This window comes from Roseovarius sp. BRH_c41, from assembly GCF_000961715.1.
Classification (GTDB): Bacteria; Pseudomonadota; Alphaproteobacteria; order Rhodobacterales; family Rhodobacteraceae; genus Roseovarius.
This window is the reverse complement of the sequence record NZ_LADY01000046.1, coordinates 1-15,943: the sequence shown is the minus strand read 5'-3', so window position 1 is coordinate 15,943 and position 15,943 is coordinate 1. Positions and strand designations below refer to the sequence as shown.

The 15,943-nt window shown below is 61.2% G+C and carries 16 protein-coding genes and 1 pseudogene; 9 read left to right on the top strand and 8 right to left on the bottom strand.

Going from position 1 to position 15,943, the window contains the following annotated elements; translation table 11 throughout:
* Together VR71_RS13360 and upp are read right to left on the bottom strand one after the other, a co-directional pair.
* Positions 1-343: pseudogene (locus tag VR71_RS13360) on the bottom strand (hypothetical protein); the annotation flags it as partial.
* An 86-nt stretch (positions 344-429) separates the two neighbouring features.
* On the bottom strand, positions 430-1,062 hold the full coding sequence (gene upp / locus VR71_RS13355) for a uracil phosphoribosyltransferase (protein WP_009818173.1): 633 nt from the start codon (positions 1,060-1,062) through the stop codon (positions 430-432).
* 205 nt (positions 1,063-1,267) lie between these two features.
* On the opposite strand from upp, the gene VR71_RS13350 reads away from it, so the two are divergent.
* The 4 genes from VR71_RS13350 to VR71_RS13335 all read left to right on the top strand — a co-directional run bounded on the left by VR71_RS13350 (position 1,268) and on the right by VR71_RS13335 (position 7,173).
* On the top strand, positions 1,268-3,547 hold the full coding sequence (locus tag VR71_RS13350; RefSeq protein WP_045684697.1) for an NADP-dependent malic enzyme: 2,280 nt from the start codon (positions 1,268-1,270) through the stop codon (positions 3,545-3,547).
* Positions 3,548-3,761: 214 nt separating this feature from the next.
* Entirely contained in the window at positions 3,762-5,651 is a 1,890-nt protein-coding gene (gene prpE, locus VR71_RS13345; protein ID WP_045684695.1) for a propionate-CoA ligase PrpE, read from the top strand.
* A 308-nt stretch (positions 5,652-5,959) separates the two neighbouring features.
* A complete protein-coding gene (locus VR71_RS13340; RefSeq protein ID WP_009818176.1) occupies positions 5,960-6,634 on the top strand; it encodes a Crp/Fnr family transcriptional regulator in 675 nt (224 codons plus the stop codon).
* Entirely contained in the window at positions 6,631-7,173 is a 543-nt protein-coding gene (locus VR71_RS13335; protein WP_009818177.1) for a CIA30 family protein, read from the top strand. Before VR71_RS13340 ends, VR71_RS13335 begins: the two co-directional genes overlap by 4 nt.
* A gap of 58 nt (positions 7,174-7,231) precedes the next feature.
* On the opposite strand, the gene VR71_RS13330 is transcribed toward VR71_RS13335, so the two are convergent.
* On the bottom strand, positions 7,232-7,993 hold the full coding sequence (locus tag VR71_RS13330; RefSeq protein ID WP_045684691.1) for an NAD kinase: 762 nt from the start codon (positions 7,991-7,993) through the stop codon (positions 7,232-7,234).
* Positions 7,994-8,163: 170 nt separating this feature from the next.
* On the opposite strand from VR71_RS13330, the gene glyA reads away from it, so the two are divergent.
* Positions 8,164-9,471, top strand: coding sequence for a serine hydroxymethyltransferase (gene glyA, locus VR71_RS13325; RefSeq protein WP_045684689.1), 1,308 nt, complete (start codon positions 8,164-8,166; stop codon positions 9,469-9,471).
* 81 nt (positions 9,472-9,552) lie between these two features.
* Here glyA and VR71_RS13320 read toward each other — a convergent pair whose 3' ends face one another.
* Positions 9,553-9,927 (bottom strand): hypothetical protein, encoded by a 375-nt coding sequence (locus tag VR71_RS13320; protein WP_045684687.1) that lies wholly within the window; start codon positions 9,925-9,927, stop codon positions 9,553-9,555.
* A gap of 89 nt (positions 9,928-10,016) precedes the next feature.
* On the opposite strand from VR71_RS13320, the gene VR71_RS13315 reads away from it, so the two are divergent.
* Positions 10,017-10,772: an alpha/beta fold hydrolase gene (locus tag VR71_RS13315; RefSeq protein ID WP_045684685.1), complete on the top strand. Its 756-nt coding sequence runs from the start codon at positions 10,017-10,019 to the stop codon at positions 10,770-10,772.
* A gap of 37 nt (positions 10,773-10,809) precedes the next feature.
* Here VR71_RS13315 and VR71_RS13310 read toward each other — a convergent pair whose 3' ends face one another.
* From VR71_RS13310 to VR71_RS13300, 3 genes are all read right to left on the bottom strand, one after another.
* The gene (locus VR71_RS13310; protein WP_045684682.1) at positions 10,810-10,995 is read right to left on the bottom strand and encodes a hypothetical protein; all 186 of its coding nucleotides are present in this window, start codon (positions 10,993-10,995) and stop codon (positions 10,810-10,812) included.
* 157 nt (positions 10,996-11,152) lie between these two features.
* Positions 11,153-11,932 (bottom strand): Bax inhibitor-1/YccA family protein, encoded by a 780-nt coding sequence (locus tag VR71_RS13305; protein WP_009818183.1) that lies wholly within the window; start codon positions 11,930-11,932, stop codon positions 11,153-11,155.
* A 266-nt stretch (positions 11,933-12,198) separates the two neighbouring features.
* Positions 12,199-12,408 carry a DUF1127 domain-containing protein gene (locus tag VR71_RS13300; RefSeq protein WP_045684702.1) on the bottom strand — a complete coding sequence of 70 codons (210 nt, stop codon included), beginning with the start codon at positions 12,406-12,408 and terminating at the stop codon, positions 12,199-12,201.
* A gap of 124 nt (positions 12,409-12,532) precedes the next feature.
* On the opposite strand from VR71_RS13300, the gene VR71_RS13295 reads away from it, so the two are divergent.
* On the top strand, positions 12,533-13,405 hold the full coding sequence (locus VR71_RS13295) for a LysR family transcriptional regulator (RefSeq protein ID WP_045684680.1): 873 nt from the start codon (positions 12,533-12,535) through the stop codon (positions 13,403-13,405).
* On the opposite strand, the gene VR71_RS13290 is transcribed toward VR71_RS13295, so the two are convergent.
* Positions 13,392-14,354 carry an NADPH:quinone oxidoreductase family protein gene (locus VR71_RS13290; RefSeq protein WP_045684678.1) on the bottom strand — a complete coding sequence of 321 codons (963 nt, stop codon included), beginning with the start codon at positions 14,352-14,354 and terminating at the stop codon, positions 13,392-13,394. The genes VR71_RS13295 and VR71_RS13290 overlap by 14 nt on opposite strands.
* A 315-nt stretch (positions 14,355-14,669) precedes the next feature.
* Here VR71_RS13290 and VR71_RS13285 point away from each other — a divergent pair, with 315 nt between their 5' ends.
* Together VR71_RS13285 and VR71_RS13280 are read left to right on the top strand one after the other, a co-directional pair.
* Positions 14,670-15,044: a helix-turn-helix transcriptional regulator gene (locus VR71_RS13285; protein WP_009818187.1), complete on the top strand. Its 375-nt coding sequence runs from the start codon at positions 14,670-14,672 to the stop codon at positions 15,042-15,044.
* Positions 15,045-15,100: 56 nt separating this feature from the next.
* Entirely contained in the window at positions 15,101-15,892 is a 792-nt protein-coding gene (locus VR71_RS13280; protein WP_045684675.1) for an inositol monophosphatase family protein, read from the top strand.
* Positions 15,893-15,943: the final 51 nt, after the last annotated feature.

Genomic DNA, 15,943 nt, shown 5'->3' with positions numbered 1-15,943 from the left:
CCGCGGCGGCGGCGCGAGGCACAGGGGCGGCTTGGGCGGGGGCCGTGGGTTGCGGGCGGGGTGCGGCCTGCACCACGGGTTGAGCAGGCGCCGGGGCGGCTGCCTGAACGCTGGGGGCGAGGCTGGGCTGGAAGCCGCAGAGCTGATCGCGACCGCGGGTCACGCGTGGCACCCATGTGACATTGCCCGCAACGCCCGCGCGGACATAGACACACCCGGCGCTGTCGACATATTGCCGCCCCTGATAGCTGGACGGGGGGAATTCTGCGGGTTCCGAAGCGGTGCGAAGGGTCTGCGCGGATAGATCGCCCGCGCCAAGCAGGGCGACGGTCGAGGCCAGCATGGCAAGTCGGTGAAATCTCATTTTGCCCCCAAGGTCAATTCAGGGCAGGTTGCCTTATTTTTGCGATTTAGTAAACAGTGATTGGCTTATTTAGTGCCAAACATGCGGTCACCCGCATCCCCTAGTCCGGGCAGAATATAACCCTTGTCATTCAGGCGCTTGTCGAGTGCTGCGGTGACGACTGGCACGTCGGGATGCGCCTCTTGCATGCGCGCCACGCCTTCGGGAGCGGCGAGAAGGCAGAGAAAGCGGATGTCGCGGGCGCCTGCCTCTTTGAGCATGGTCACGGCGGCGGCAGAGGAATTGCCGGTGGCCAGCATCGGATCAACCACGATCGAGAGACGTTCGCCAAGCTGCTCGGGCACTTTGAAGTAGTATTTGACGGGCTGAAGCGTGGCCTCGTCACGGTAGAGGCCGACAAAGCCGACGCGGGCGGAGGGGATCAGTTCCAACATGCCGTCAAGCAGGCCATTGCCGGCGCGCAGGATCGAGATGAGCGCCAGTTTGCGCCCAGCAAGGACCGGCGCGTCCATTTCCATCAGCGGCGTGTCGATGGCACGGGTGGTCATCGGCAATTCGCGGGTGATCTCATAGGCGAGAAGCTGGCTGATCTCGCGCAGGAGTTGGCGGAAGACGGCCGTCGAGGTTTCCTTTTGCCGCATCAAGGTCAGCTTGTGCTGCACGAGCGGATGATCGACGATGGTGAGATTCGGAAACATGGCGGGCCTCTTGTGCTGCGGTGGTGTCCGTCATTCCAGAAAACGCGCCCAAGGGCAACGCTGTGGTTTGCGGTGCGCAATCGGGATTGCGCGGCCCGGTGCGGCGGTGCAAGCTCGGGCTTGAAAAATAACGGGGGCATGGTATGAGCATGCCGTAGCGGTAGTTTAACATTAAACTATTTTTATCCGCAGGGAGATGAGGACCATGACCGACAGCCACAAGGAAGCCACCCGTCAGGCGGCGCTGGATTATCACGCGCTGCCCCGGCCCGGCAAACTGGAGATCCGGGCGACGAAACCGATGGCCAATGGCCGCGATCTGTCGCGCGCCTATAGTCCCGGCGTGGCGGAGGCCTGTCTGGAGATCAAGGCCGATCCGGCGGCGGCCTCGCTCTATACCACGCGCGGCAATCTGGTGGCGGTGGTAACCAATGGCTCTGCGGTGTTGGGTTTGGGCAATATCGGGGCGTTGGCGTCCAAGCCGGTGATGGAGGGTAAGGCGGTTCTGTTCAAGAAATTCGCCAATATCGACTGCTTTGACATCGAAGTGAACGAGAGTGACCCGGAAAAGCTGGCGGCAATTGTCTGCGCGCTGGAGCCGACCTTTGGCGCGATCAATCTGGAGGACATCAAGGCGCCGGATTGTTTCATCGTTGAACGAATTTGCCGCGAGCGGATGAATATCCCCGTGTTCCATGACGATCAGCATGGCACGGCCATTGTGGTGGGCGCGGCGGCCACGAATGCGCTGCATGTAGCGGGCAAGACATTTGAAGAGATCAAAGTGGTCTCGACCGGCGGCGGGGCTGCGGGCATTGCCTGTCTCAACATGCTGCTGAAATTGGGTGTGAAGCGTGAGAATATCTGGCTCTGCGATGTGCATGGGGTGGTGCATGTGGGCCGCGAGATCGAGATGAACCCGGAAAAGGCGGCCTTTGCGCAGGTGACGGACCTGCGGACGCTGGGCGAGGTGATTGGCGGGGCAGATCTGTTCCTTGGGCTGTCGGGGCCCAATATCATGACGCCCGAGATGGTTAAGGCAATGGCCAAGCGGCCGATCGTTTTTGCTCTGGCCAACCCGAACCCCGAGATCATGCCCGATCTGGCGCGCGCGGCGGTGCCGGATGCGATCATTGCCACGGGGCGGTCGGATTTCCCCAATCAGGTGAATAACGTGCTGTGTTTCCCGTTTATTTTCCGAGGCGCGCTCGACGTGGGCGCGACCGAGATCAATGACGCGATGCAGGTGGCCTGTGTGCAGGGGATCGCCGAATTGGCGCGCGCCTCGACCAGTGCCGAGGCGGCGGCGGCCTATCATGGCGAGCAGATGACATTCGGCGCGGATTACCTGATCCCCAAGCCGTTTGATCCGCGCCTGTCGGGTGTTGTTTCGACCGCTGTGGCGCGGGCGGCGATGGAGAGCGGCGTGGCGGCGCGGCCGATGGCGGATCTGGAGGCCTATAAAGCGGGGCTGGACGCCAGCAAGTTTAAATCGGCGCTTCTGATGCGGCCGGTGTTTCAGGCGGCGTCCACAGCGTCGCGCCGCATTGTCTTTGCCGAGGGCGAGGATGAGCGGGTCTTGCGCGCGGCGCAGGCGATTCTGGAGGAAACCACGGAACAGCCGATCCTGATCGGGCGTCCTGAGGTGATTGCGCGGCGGTGTGAGCGGGCGGGGCTGTCAATCCGTCCCGAGCGGGATTTCAATATCGTCAACCCGCAGGACGACCCGCGGTATCGCGATTACTGGGAGACCTATCATGGGCTCATGGCGCGCAAAGGGGTGACGCCCGATCTGGCGCGGGCGATCATGCGCACCAACACCACGGCGATTGGCGCGGTGATGGTCCATCGCAATGAGGCCGATAGCCTGATCTGTGGCACCTTTGGGGAATTCCGCTGGCATATGAAATATGTCAATCAGGTGCTGCAGGACGAAAGCCGTCGTCCGCATGGTGCGTTAAGCATGATGATCCTCGAAGATGGACCGCTGTTCATTGCCGATACCCATGTGCGGGTGACGCCGAACGCGGCGCAACTTGCCGAGACCGCGATTGGTGCGGCGCGGCATGTGCGGCGGTTTGGGATCGCGCCCAAGGTGGCGTTCTGTTCGCAGTCCCTATTCGGCAATCAGCCGGATGAGGGGGCAGAACGGTTGCGGCAGGCGATTGCGCTCTTGGATGAGGCTCCGCGTGATTTCGTCTATGAAGGCGAAATGACGATTGATGCGGCGCTTGACCCCGATCTGCGCGAGCGTCTTTTGCCGGGCAACCGGATGCAGGGGGCGGCAAACGTGCTGATCTTTGCCTATGCCGATGCCGCGTCGGGCGTGCGCAATATCCTCAAGATGAAGGCCGGGGGGCTGGAAGTGGGACCGATCCTTATGGGGATGGGCAACCGGGCGCATATCGTGACGCCGTCGATCACCGCGCGGGGCTTGCTCAACATGGCGGCCATCGCGGGGACGCCGGTGGCGCATTACGGGTAGAATCAGGGTTTGCAGATAAAATCTTTGCAGGTTTGCAAAGATGGCATCACTTTATGTCAAGCTGAACAGAATAAGCCGCTTTGCAAAAATTTGCAGGGCGGCTTTTGTCTATTCTGCAAAATTTCTGCGGCCTTCTGTCCCGTGCCCCTGCATGATGCTTGCTCCAAGGCAGGGTGATCCCTAACACATATCCAACGGATCGGAGGAGGATACCATGGGATACACTGAGGTTTACGAGCGGTCGCTTGCAGATCCTGAAGGCTTTTGGATGGAGGCGGCGGAGGCGATTGATTGGGTGAAGAAGCCCAGCAAGGCGCTGTTTGACGAGGCGGCCCCGATCTATGAGTGGTACAAGGACGCCGAGGTCAACGCTTGCTGGAATGCCGTTGACCGGCATGTGGCGGCGGGGCGTGGCGCGCAGACCGCGATCATCCATGACAGCCCGGTTACGGGCATCAAGCAAAAGATCAACTATTCGCAATTGCGCAGCCGCGTGGCGCGGCTGGCCGGGGCGCTGCGGGCCCGGGGGGTGGAGAAGGGCGACCGCGTCATCATCTATATGCCGATGGTGCCCGAGGCATTGGAGGCGATGCTGGCTTGCGCGCGGCTGGGCGCGGTGCATTCTGTGGTGTTCGGCGGGTTTGCCGCGCATGAATTGGCGGTGCGGATCGACGATTGCACGCCCAAAGCCATTATCGGCGCCTCTTGCGGGATCGAACCGGGGCGGGTGGTGCATTACAAGCCACTCCTCGATGGGGCGATTGAACAGGCCAAGCACAAGCCTGACTTTTGCGTGATTTTCCAGCGCGAGGAAGAGGTGGCCAAGCTGATCGAAGGGCGCGATTACGACTGGCACGCGTTCCAGTACGGTGTGGAGCCTGCGGACTGTGTGCCGGTATCGGGTGATCATCCGGCGTATATCCTTTATACCTCTGGCACCACAGGCGCGCCCAAGGGCGTGGTGCGGGCCACGGCGGGGCATCTGGTGGCGCTCAACTGGTCGATGAAGAACATCTATAACGTGAATCCCGGTGAGGTGTTCTGGGCCGCGTCCGATGTGGGCTGGGTCGTGGGGCACAGCTATATCTGTTACGGGCCGCTCATCCATGGCAACACGACCATCGTGTTCGAGGGCAAGCCGGTGGGCACGCCGGATGCCGGCACGTTCTGGCGGGTGATTTCCGAGCATAAGGTACGCAGTTTCTTTACCGCGCCGACAGCGCTCCGGGCGATCAAGCGCGATGATCCCAAGGGGGAATTGATCGGGAACTACGACATTTCGCAGTTGCGCGCGCTCTATCTGGCAGGGGAGCGGGCGGATCCCGATACCATCGAATGGGCGCAGAAGGTGATGCAGGTGCCGGTCTATGACCATTGGTGGCAGACTGAGACCGGCTGGGCGATTGCGGGGAATCCTGCGGGGATGCAGGCGCTGCCGGTCAAGATCGGATCGCCGACGGTGGCGATGCCGGGCTATGATGTGTGCATTCTGGACGAGGGCGGACATGAGGTGGCACCTGGCGCCTTGGGGGCCATTGCGGTGAAATTGCCGCTGCCGCCGGGGACATTGCCGACGCTGTGGAATGCCGAAGGCCGGTATCGCAGATCCTATCTCACCACCTTTCCCGGCTATTACGAGACCGGCGATGCCGGGATGAAGGACGAGGATGGATACCTCTGGATCATGGCGCGCACCGATGACGTGATCAACGTGGCGGGGCATCGTCTGAGCACTGGGGCGATGGAGGAGGTTCTGGCCGGGCACCCCGATGTGGCCGAATGTGCTGTGATCGGGGCTGCGGATGCGCTCAAGGGTCAGGCGCCTGTGGGATTTCTCTGCCTGAACACCGGATCGGACCGGGACCGTGCCGAGGTGGTCCGCGAAGTGGTGACGCGGGTTCGGGATCAGATCGGGCCGGTGGCGGCCTTCAAGCTCGCGGTTGTGGTGGAGCGTTTGCCCAAGACCCGTTCAGGCAAGATCCTGCGCGGTATCATGGTCAAGATCGCGGATGGCCAAGACTATAAGATGCCAGCAACGATCGACGACCCCATCATTCTCGATGAGATCAAGAGCGCCTTGCAAAGCATTGGTTTGGCAAAATAATGCGGCGAAAAACAAGAGGGTTCCGGAGGAAGCCGGAACCCTCATCCCCCAGAAGGGACATCTGGAAGAAATGCTGTCTGGCGCGGCGCACTCACAAACGCTAGGCCAGACAGCGAGACCGGTCAAAAATTGCCCGACATGAAGATCAGGCGGCACTAGACCGGTGCGTCCCGCCAAAAGGGTAAGGGATTGCGATATGAAAAGGGCTTGGGACACCCCTACACGCGAGACACATTCACTGTATTACAGGGATTGCGCCTAGCTGCTGTGATGCATCTCACAGTGCGTAAAAAAGAGAGGTCGCGTAGATGATTTCGAAAGCCGAACAAAGGCAGGCGACGGAGGGGCTGGTTGGGCTTCTGGAGCGGCATGGCCGGGCGGTGGAGTTCAAACGCGGTCAGATGATCTATACCACCGGGGCTGATGACACCTCGATGATGCTGATCACAAAGGGTCGGGTCGAGATCAGCCGAAGCTCTCTAGAGGGACGGCGGTCGATCCTGACGCATTTGGGACCGGGGGATATGCTGGGGGAATTGGCGGCGCTGGACGGTGGGCCGCGCAGCGCTGACGCGGTGGCGGCAACCGGGGTCCGGGGGCGGGTTCTGGCGCGGCCGCAGGTGTTGCAGCTTTTGCAGGATCACCCGGACGCGGCGATTGATGTGATCGGCATGCTCTGTCGGAGGCTCCGCGAGACCTCTGGCATGTATACGGCGCATATGCTGGCGGACGGGCAGGCCCGTCTGGCGCGGCTCTTGTTGCACCTTTCGGAGAAATGGGGCGAGGTGCTGCCGGGGGGCAAGCTCCGGTTGGCCGAGCGGTTTTCGCAATCTGATCTGGGGGATCTGGTGGGCCTGTCGCGGGAAAGTGTGAACCGTCAGATCCGCGAGTGGGAGCAGGTCGGGCTGATCGAGCGGCAGGGCCAGGGGATTGTGCTCTGCGATCCTGCAGCCTTGGCGCAAGCGGCGGAGACGGCGGAATGAAACGGATTATGGCGGTCCTGATATGGCTTATGGCCGGGCCGGGCGTGGCGCAGGAGGATGGCATGCTGGACTACACCCCACCCCCGGCGGACAGTTGGCGCTATTTCAGCGATCAGGTGATGGGTGGCGTATCGACGGGGCGCGCAGAGGTTCTAGGCCCGGAGGGTGCGCGTTATGTGCGGCTTACGGGAGAGGTGAGCACCGCCAACCGGGGCGGGTTCATTCAGGTGCGCGGCGAACTGGAGACCGCCTTGCCCGACGGCGCGCAGGGTGTCGTGGTGCGCGTCAGGGGGAATGGCGAGGGCTATTTCATCCATCTGCGCACGCGGGGCACGATGTTGCCGTGGCAGTATTATCAGGCGCCGATCCCAAGTGGTCCGGCCTGGCAAGAGGTGCGTGTGCCCTTTACGGCCTTTCGCGCCTCTGGGGCGATGTTAAGGGATGTGCCGCGTGCCGAGGCGGTGAAGAGTCTTGCTGCGGTGGCCTATGGGCGGGATCATCAGGCCGATTTGTCGTTTCAGTGGATCGGGATCTATTGATCGCTTTTTTATAACTCTATGGAGATATTTTGCGGCCTTTTGCCATCAAAATATCGAATTATGTAAACTGCTCTCGCAGAAGCCGCTCTTCCAGCCCATGTCCGGGATCGAAGAGAATGCGATGTTTGATTCTGGTTTCGGAGCGGATTTCGACCCAGAGTACGTTCTCCACCCAGCGGCTGTCGGCATCGGCCATCACCGGTCGCTTGTCCGGATCGACCACGTCAAAACGGACCAATGCCGTCTTGGGCAGGAGCGCGCCGCGCCAACGGCGTGGGCGGAAAGCGGCCACCGCCGTCAGCGCCAGCACATCCGAGCCGATGGGCAGGATCGGGCCATGGGCGCTGTAGTTGTAGGCGGTAGACCCGGCCGGCGTGGCGACGAGCGCGCCGTCGCAAACGAGTTCCTCCAGACGCAGCCGCCCGTCGATGGTGATGCGCAATTTGGCAGCTTGAGGGCCTGCGCGCAGGAGCGAGACCTCGTTGATCGCCAGCGCCTCGTGCAGGGCGCCATCGCGGGATTCGGCGCGCATGGAGAGGGGGTTGATCACCTCTTCCGCAGCGGCGACGAGGCGGTCGATCAAGTCTGTCTCACTGTATTCATTCATCAAAAACCCGACGGTGCCGCGATTCATCCCGTAGACCGGAATGTCGAGCGCCTGCGTGCGGTGCAATGTGTGCAGCATGAACCCATCGCCGCCAAGCGCCACGATCACATCCGCCTCGACCTCGGGAACCTGTCCAAATCGGCCTGCAAGCGTGGCGCGTGCCGTCTGGGCGATGGGCATCTCGCTGGCGACAAAGGCGATCTTGCGGTTCATGGGCGGTCCTGTTTCCAAAAGGCGATGGCGTGCGGCGGATCGAACCACAATTCCCCCGCCAAGACCAGCCATGCCGGTGATACAGGTGAAATCGTCGCTTTACATTCTTTCAAACCGGACGAGTTTCCTTTAGGAAAATGACCAATTCACCAATTTTTGGAGTTGCCCAAATGCCCCATGACGGACACCAGCCTGTTGCAGATCAAGGCTTTTTCACCGAATCCCTGTCGTCGCGCGATCCCGAACTCTTTGGCGCGATCCGCTCTGAGCTGGGTCGGCAGCGAGACGAGATCGAGCTGATCGCGTCTGAGAACATCGTTTCTGCCGCCGTGATGGAAGCGCAGGGCAGCGTGATGACCAACAAATACGCCGAAGGATATCCCGGCAAACGCTATTATGGCGGCTGCCAATATGTTGATATCGCGGAAAATCTGGCGATTGAGCGGGCTTGTGAGCTGTTTGGCTGTAGCTTTGCCAACGTCCAGCCGAATTCCGGCTCTCAGGCCAATCAGGGCGTGTTCACTGCCCTCTTGCAGCCGGGTGATACGATCCTTGGCATGAGCCTTGATGCGGGCGGGCACCTGACCCACGGTGCGGCACCGAACCAGTCGGGCAAATGGTTCAACGCCATTCAATACGGGGTGCGCAAGCAGGACAACCTGATTGACTACGATCAGGTGCAGGCGCTGGCGACCGAGCACCAGCCCAAGCTGATCATCGCGGGTGGTTCGGCCATTCCGCGGCAGATCAACTTTGCCCGGATGCGCGAGATTGCCGATAGCGTTGGGGCCTATCTGCTTGTGGATATGGCACATTTTGCCGGTCTGGTGGCCGCGAAAGAGCATCCGAGCCCGTTCCCGCATGCGCATGTGGCCACGACAACGACGCATAAGACGCTGCGCGGGCCGCGCGGTGGCATGATCCTGACCAATGACGAGGCGCTGGCCAAGAAATTCAACTCGGCGATCTTCCCCGGTATTCAGGGCGGGCCACTGATGCATGTGATTGCGGCCAAGGCGGTGGCCTTTGGCGAGGCGCTGCGCCCCGAATTCAAGGCGTATATTCAACAGGTTATCCGTAATGCGCAGGCGCTGTCGGATCAGTTGATCAAGGGCGGTCTGGACACGGTGACGCATGGCACCGACACGCATGTGTTGCTGGTGGACCTGCGGCCCAAAGGCGTGAAAGGCAATGACACCGAAAAGGCATTGGGCCGGGCGCATATCACCTGCAACAAGAATGGCGTGCCGTTTGATCCGGAAAAACCCACTGTAACCAGTGGGATACGGCTTGGCTCTCCGGCGGGAACGACGCGCGGTTTTGGCGAGGCGGAATTCCGGCAGATCGCGGATTGGATCATCGAGGTGGTCGATGGGCTGGCGGCCAATGGCGCCGAGGGCAATGCCGCGGTCGAAGCCAAGGTGAAGGCCGAGGTCGAGGCGCTCTGCAAGCGGTTCCCGATTTATCCGAATCTCTGAATCCGGGTCACGATACTGCCCCGCGTGAACTCTGGTTTGCGCGGGGTTTTTATTTGAAATTCAGGTATTTGAAGGCGGTTCTTAAATCACATTCTGCCAGCGGAGCAGGGCGTAGATCAACCCGGCGAGAACCATCAGATTCAGTAGCATCCCGCCCACGAGGCGGAGAATGGCGGTTTTGCGCGCCTCTTCGGGATTGAGCCCGTCGAGATGGCTGTGCAAGTCAGTGAAGGCGGCATTGACCTGTGCCATGTCGAGGACGCGGGCGAGTTTGGGGTGGGCCATCCAATCCTGTGCGCCCAAAATGACCGCTGCGGCGCGGCGCGGGCGGCGGGGCAAGCGCCGTCCGGCGTGACGCAACTGACGCTCAAGCGAGGGGCCACGCAGGCGCATCTTGTCGCTCAGAGCCTTTTGAAGCTCGGAGACTTTCCCTTGAAATTGTTCCGTATCAATCACTTGGGTGTTCCTTTTGATGTAGTTTAATGGGTCTGCGCCGTGCAAGCAATAGGGCTGGAATCCGGGCTGAGAGGGCGGTATTCAAGGGTATGTTGAACCTGATTGAACATGGCACGCCAACAGAGCGTCCGGGATTGGTGATTGTGCACGGGCTCTATGGGTCGGCGCGCAATTGGGGTGTGATCGCCAAGCGGCTGTCGGACAGCCGTCATGTGGTCGCGGTTGACATGAGGAATCATGGGTCAAGCCCTTGGTTTGAAACGCATTCCTATCAGGATATGGCGGGTGATCTGGCTGAGGTGATCGAGGGCCTGACGGGGCCATATGATGTGCTGGGTCATTCCATGGGCGGCAAGGCGGCGATGGTGTTGGCGGTGACGCAACCGGCACTGGTGAACCGGCTGATCGTGGCAGATATAGCGCCTATCGCCTATGGGCATAGCCAGATGCAGTATATCGAGGCGATGAAATCGGTCGATCTGACCCGTGTCGAGCGACGTTCGGATGCGGCGACGCAATTGCAAGGCAGGGTGGATAATCCCGCCTTGGTGCCGTTCTTTCTTCAGGCGCTGGATGTGGCGGAAAAACGGTGGTTGCTGAACCTCGACACGCTGGCGCGCGAGATGCCGAAAATCCTTGGGTTTCCTGATATATCAGGCGCTTACGAGGGAAAGGTGATGTTTCTGACCGGGGCGGAGTCGCCCTATGTCACGCGTGAGCACCGCGACCGGATCAAGGCGCTGTTTCCAGCGGCGCAGTTCGCCAAGATCCCCGGCGCGGGTCATTGGCTGCATGCCGAGAAGCCGCGCGAGTTCGAGGCGGCGGTGCGGACATGGCTGGGGTGAGTCGTACGGTTGTGCGGTCAAACCGTACGATCCGGACCTAGCGCAGCTCGTAGAGCTTTTTGGTGACGAGATAGGTCACCGGAAAGGCCGCGAAAAATCCCAGAAGGGCGGCGATCAGGATGGGATACAACGTGTCATATCCCATGGTGAGGGCGGCTATGACAGCCGAGCCGGACAGGGTGGAGCCGATGAAGAGATGCAGGATGAGGCCAAGGCGCAGCATTGGGCACACTTTCTATGATGTTTCTTTAACCTCATAGTAACGGTGACGTGTCTAGATGGCCTTGATCTGTGTCACAGGCTGGGTTCGGACATGAAAAAACCCGCCGGTGGATTGACCGGCGGGTTCTGGTAGGATGGTTTCGCGGAAGCGACCGCTGTTATTCCTGTTGCCCCATGAACATGAGGAGGAACTGGAACATGTTGAGGAAGCTGATGTAGAGGTTCAGCGCCCCGTCATACGCGGCCTTGTCCAGCCATTCCTGATCACCCTGAGCGGCATGTGCCACATAGGTGCTCTTGATTTCCTGCGTGTAAAAGGCGGTGAGGCCCGCGAAGATCAAAAGGCCGATGGCGGAAATGGCGAACATCACAGCCGGGCTCTGCAGGAAGATGTTGATCACCATGACCACGATGAGACCGATCACGCCCATGATGAGGAACGATCCCCAGCCGGAGATGTCTTTTTTCGTGGTGTAGCCATAGAGCGACAGGCCCGCGAAGGCGATGGCGGTCACGATGAAGGTCTGCGCGATCGAGAAGCTGGTGAAAACCAGAAAGATCGAGCTCATCGAGATGCCGATCAGCGCCGCAAAGGCGAAGAAGCCAAGCTGAACGGCGGCAGCGGAGCCGCGCCGCAGGAGCGCGCCCCAGCCGAGAAAGATGAAGGCGAGCGGGGCCAGCATCACCACCCATTTGAGCGGCGAGAGGTAAAGGGCGGCACCGAGGCCCGACAGCATCGTGCCGTTGGGCAATTGGGCGGCCGCAGCCGAGGGATCGGTTGTCACGGCAAGCCCCGCGATGGCCCATGCCGCCAACGCAGTGATGAGCATGCCAACGGACATCGTGCCGTAGACCTTGTTCATATGCGCGCGCAGGCCCGCGTCAATCTGGGCGGTGCGCGTGCCCGTCGCCGTCCGGATCGTGTTAAACTCTGCCATGTAACCCTCCGATATGTGAATGGCCGTCCCGGTTCCGGGACATTGCCAGTAATATCGGGTGCCACCCCCCACATTTCAAGCGTTTATGACTGTTTCCGACAGGTTTTCTGCGGGGGACTGGCGGTGGGTGGTTGGCGGGGGTGTTTCCGGGTGTTGTGCGACGTGGTTTTGACCTGACGCTGTGGGTCGAAGCCGTGCAATTTCGGGGTCTGGTCCGATCCTGCACGGCCGTGTCAAACCTGTCTTCGGGGTCAGAGCAGCCCTGCTCAGCAATGCAGGCGACGGGGCAAATCCCAGAAGGCGCGCTCTGCTTCGCGCAAGGCCGCCTCGCGGGTCAGGCCAATGTCCCGAAGGGCTGCGTCGTCGAGGTAACGCAGGGCGCGGCGCTGATGCCAAACCGCCAGCATATCCGCAAACCGCAGGCTCAATCCGGGGAAGGCGGCGCGAAGGGCGGGGGTGTTACTGTGAAAGGTCATGGTTTTTTCCTTTCCCTTTGGTGATGTGAGGGCGGGTTTGCATTTCTGATATTGATCTTTTGCCACGATTGGTTCAATTTTGAAAATGAATGTTTGATTATCATATCATCAAGGACTGTGATGAATGCGAAATCTGGATATCACGACATTGCGCTCTTTGGTCGCGGTCGCCGATCAAGGCGGCGTGACGCGGGCGGCGACCGCGTTGAACCTCACGCAATCGGCGGTGTCGATGCAAATCAAGCGGCTCGAAGAGATGCTGGACCTGACGCTGTTTGACCGGGCCAATCGGCGGGTTTCGCTGACTGCCTCGGGCGAGCAATTGGTAGGGTATGCGCGGCGGATGCTCGATCTCAATGATGAGGTCGTGGGACGCTTGACCGAAGAGATTTTTGAAGGGGAACTCGCGCTTGGGGTGCCGCATGACATCGTCTATCCGGTGGTGCCACGGGTTCTCAAGCAGTTCAACGCCGCCTATCCGCGGGTCAAGGTGAACCTGCGCTCATCGAGCACGATCAAGCTGCGCGAAGCCTTGGCGCGGGGTGAGGTGGATGTGATCCTGACCACCGAAGAAGTCCTGGGCGAGGGGGGGGAGACGCTGACCGAAATGATGCTGCGCTGGACGGGGGCGCCGGCGGGTGTGTCGTGGAAACGTCGCCCGCTGCGGCTGGCGTTTTGTCGTCAATGCATTTTCCGGCCGATGGTGCTGCGCAAACTGGAGGCGGCAGGCATCGATTGGGAGATGGCGGTGGATTCTGAGGATGACCGCGCGGTTGAGGCGTTGGTGAGCGCCGATCTGGCGGTCGGCGCGTTGCTGGAGGACAGTATGCCGCCGCATCTCGAGGCGATCCATCCCGGTGGGGCTCTGCCTGAGCTTGGGGTGCAGAAGATCAATCTCTATGCGCGTGCGGGCGGCGACGAGGTGCGGTGTGCCTTGATGCGGATGCTGCGGCAGGGATTCGGGGCGCTGACGCCGCCGGTTCTCAGTCCAGTGTGATGACGACCTTGCCGGTGGATTTGCGCGTGCGCAGCAGATCGAGCGCCTCTGCGGTCTGTTCAAGCGGCAGCAGGTGCGAGACATGCGGGCGCAGGAGCCCCTGCGCGTACCAGTCAAAGAGTGTCGCGAGGCTGTTTGTCACCACCTCGGGACGGAATTTGAGATAGCCGCCCCAGTAGAGGCCCATCACGCTGATATTCTTGACCAAGAGGTGATTTGCGGGGATTTGGGGCACCTCGCCAGAGGCAAAGCCGATGGTGAGAATGCGCGCCTCGGGGTTGCAGGCGCGAAAGGCGGCCTTGAAGTGATCGCCACCGACCGGGTCATAGACCACGTCGACGCCTCCCAAGGCGCGGCACGTCTCGCGGATGTCCTGAGTCGCGGCGTCGATCAGGTGGTCGGCCCCGGCGCGTTTCGCCACGGCGAGTTTGTCTGCGCCGCGCGCGCAGGCGATGACACGCGCGCCCATTTGCTTGCCGATCTCAACTGCGGTCAGACCCACGCCCCCGGCGGCCCCCAGAACGAGCAGGGTCTCGCCCGGTTGCAGATGCGCCTTGTGATCCAGTGCGACATGGCTGGTGCCATAGGCCACCTGAAAGGCCGCCGCGTCGGCAAAGGTCATGCTGTCGGGCAGAGGCACGGCGCGGGCGGCCGGAAAGCAGCCATACTCCGCCAACCCGCCCTGACCGGCGAAGACCGCGACGCGGGTGCCGGGAGCGGGGCCGCGCGTGTCGGGCCCGAGCGCCTCGACCGTGCCGGCCACCTCCATTCCGAGGGTGAAGGGTGGCTCTGGCGTGTCCTGATACGCGCCCTTTATCATCAAGAGATCCGCGAAGTTGAGCCCGCAGGCGGCGATTCGCAGGGCGAGTTCGCCCGATTTCGGGAGCGGGCGGGGGAGGGTGGTCAGGGCTGGTTCTGCGCCTCGGGCGGGGATCTGATAAGCGCGCATGTCGGACCCTTGTGATTCTGGCGTTGCGAGGTAAGTCTAAGTGGGTTGGTTAGACGAATTCGATTCGGGCTGTCAAATCGCCTGAGGTTTCAGGAGGCGTGACCGTCTTTACCCTGTGCAATTGGGTAGGCGCCCGCTTAGATTGAGTTTCTTTCGTATAGGTCACGCAATTGGATAGCGATATTTCTTGAATTTTAACACCATCTTGATAAGTTCTGACACACGCCGCTGGGATGCGTGGCGTGATTTCCGAGATTCAAGTCCCGGTTTGTCAGAATTACGGTAAATCTCAGAGTAGGTAAAAAGGAACATTCAATGCCGCACCCCGTAGATGTGCACGTCGGAAAACGCATTCGCCACCGCCGCTGGCTGGTGGGAATGACCCAGCAGCAGCTGGCCGAGAGTGTGGGAATTAAATTTCAACAGATTCAGAAGTACGAAACCGGCGCGAACCGTGTCAGCGCGTCACGGCTCTGGGATATCGCAGAATCACTTGATGTGACGATCAGCTTTTTCTTTGAGGGGCTGGAACAGGATGGCGGCGTGGAGCGCGAGAAAAGCGATCCGGCGCGTGCCGACCTGATGGGAGACAAGGAAGCGCTCGATCTGGTGCGGTCTTATTACGCCATTCCAGAGAACCAGCGCCGCCGCCTGTTTGACCTTGCTCGGGTGTTGAGCGAGGTGGCTTGAGCCTGACCGGCCCAAGGGCTATCCCTCTGCGCATGCGGTAGGAAAGGCGGGCCGGAATGGATAAGACAGATATCGTCAGGACAGCCCATGCGGTGGCAGATGCTGCGCGCGGGGCTGTCCTGCCGTTTTTTCGCAGTGCCGATCTGACGGCCGAGAACAAGCTGCCGGAAGGGCGGTTTGATCCGGTGACAGAGGGCGACCGCGCAACCGAACGGGCGATGCGCGAGGTTCTGGGGCGATTGCGTCCGCAGGATGGAATCCTTGGTGAAGAATATGGCGCGGTTGAGGGCACGAGCGGCCTGACCTGGGTGCTTGATCCGATCGACGGCACGCGGGCGTTCATGTCCGGGTCTCCGACCTGGGGCGTGTTGATCGCGGTGTCCGATGCGAGCGGCCCGATTTACGGCATCATCGACCAACCCTATATCGGCGAGCGGTTTGAGGGCGGTTGGGGCGCGGCGCGGATGGTCGGGCCGATGGGCACACGGGATTTACGGGTGCTGGGCGCGCGGTCCTTGTCCGAGGCGATCGTCTTTACCACATTCCCGGAATTGGGCAGCCCGGCTGAGGCGGCAGGCTTTGCCGACGTTGCGAGCCACGCGAAGTTGACGCGCTATGGGCTTGATTGCTATGCCTATTCTCTGGTTGCGGCAGGGCATGTTGATCTGGTGATCGAGGCCGGGCTTGCGCCGTATGACATTCAGGCGCCGATTGCGGTGATCGAGGCGGCGGGCGGCATTGTCACCAACTGGCAGGGTGGCCCCGCGCATCACGGTGGCCGGGTGATTGCCGCAGCCGGGCACGCGCAGCATGAGGCGGCGCTGGAGATTCTGTCGCAGGTGGTGTGACGGGGGTGCGTGCCGCGCGGGACAAGGCGCGGCACGCGCCGCCGCGCGATC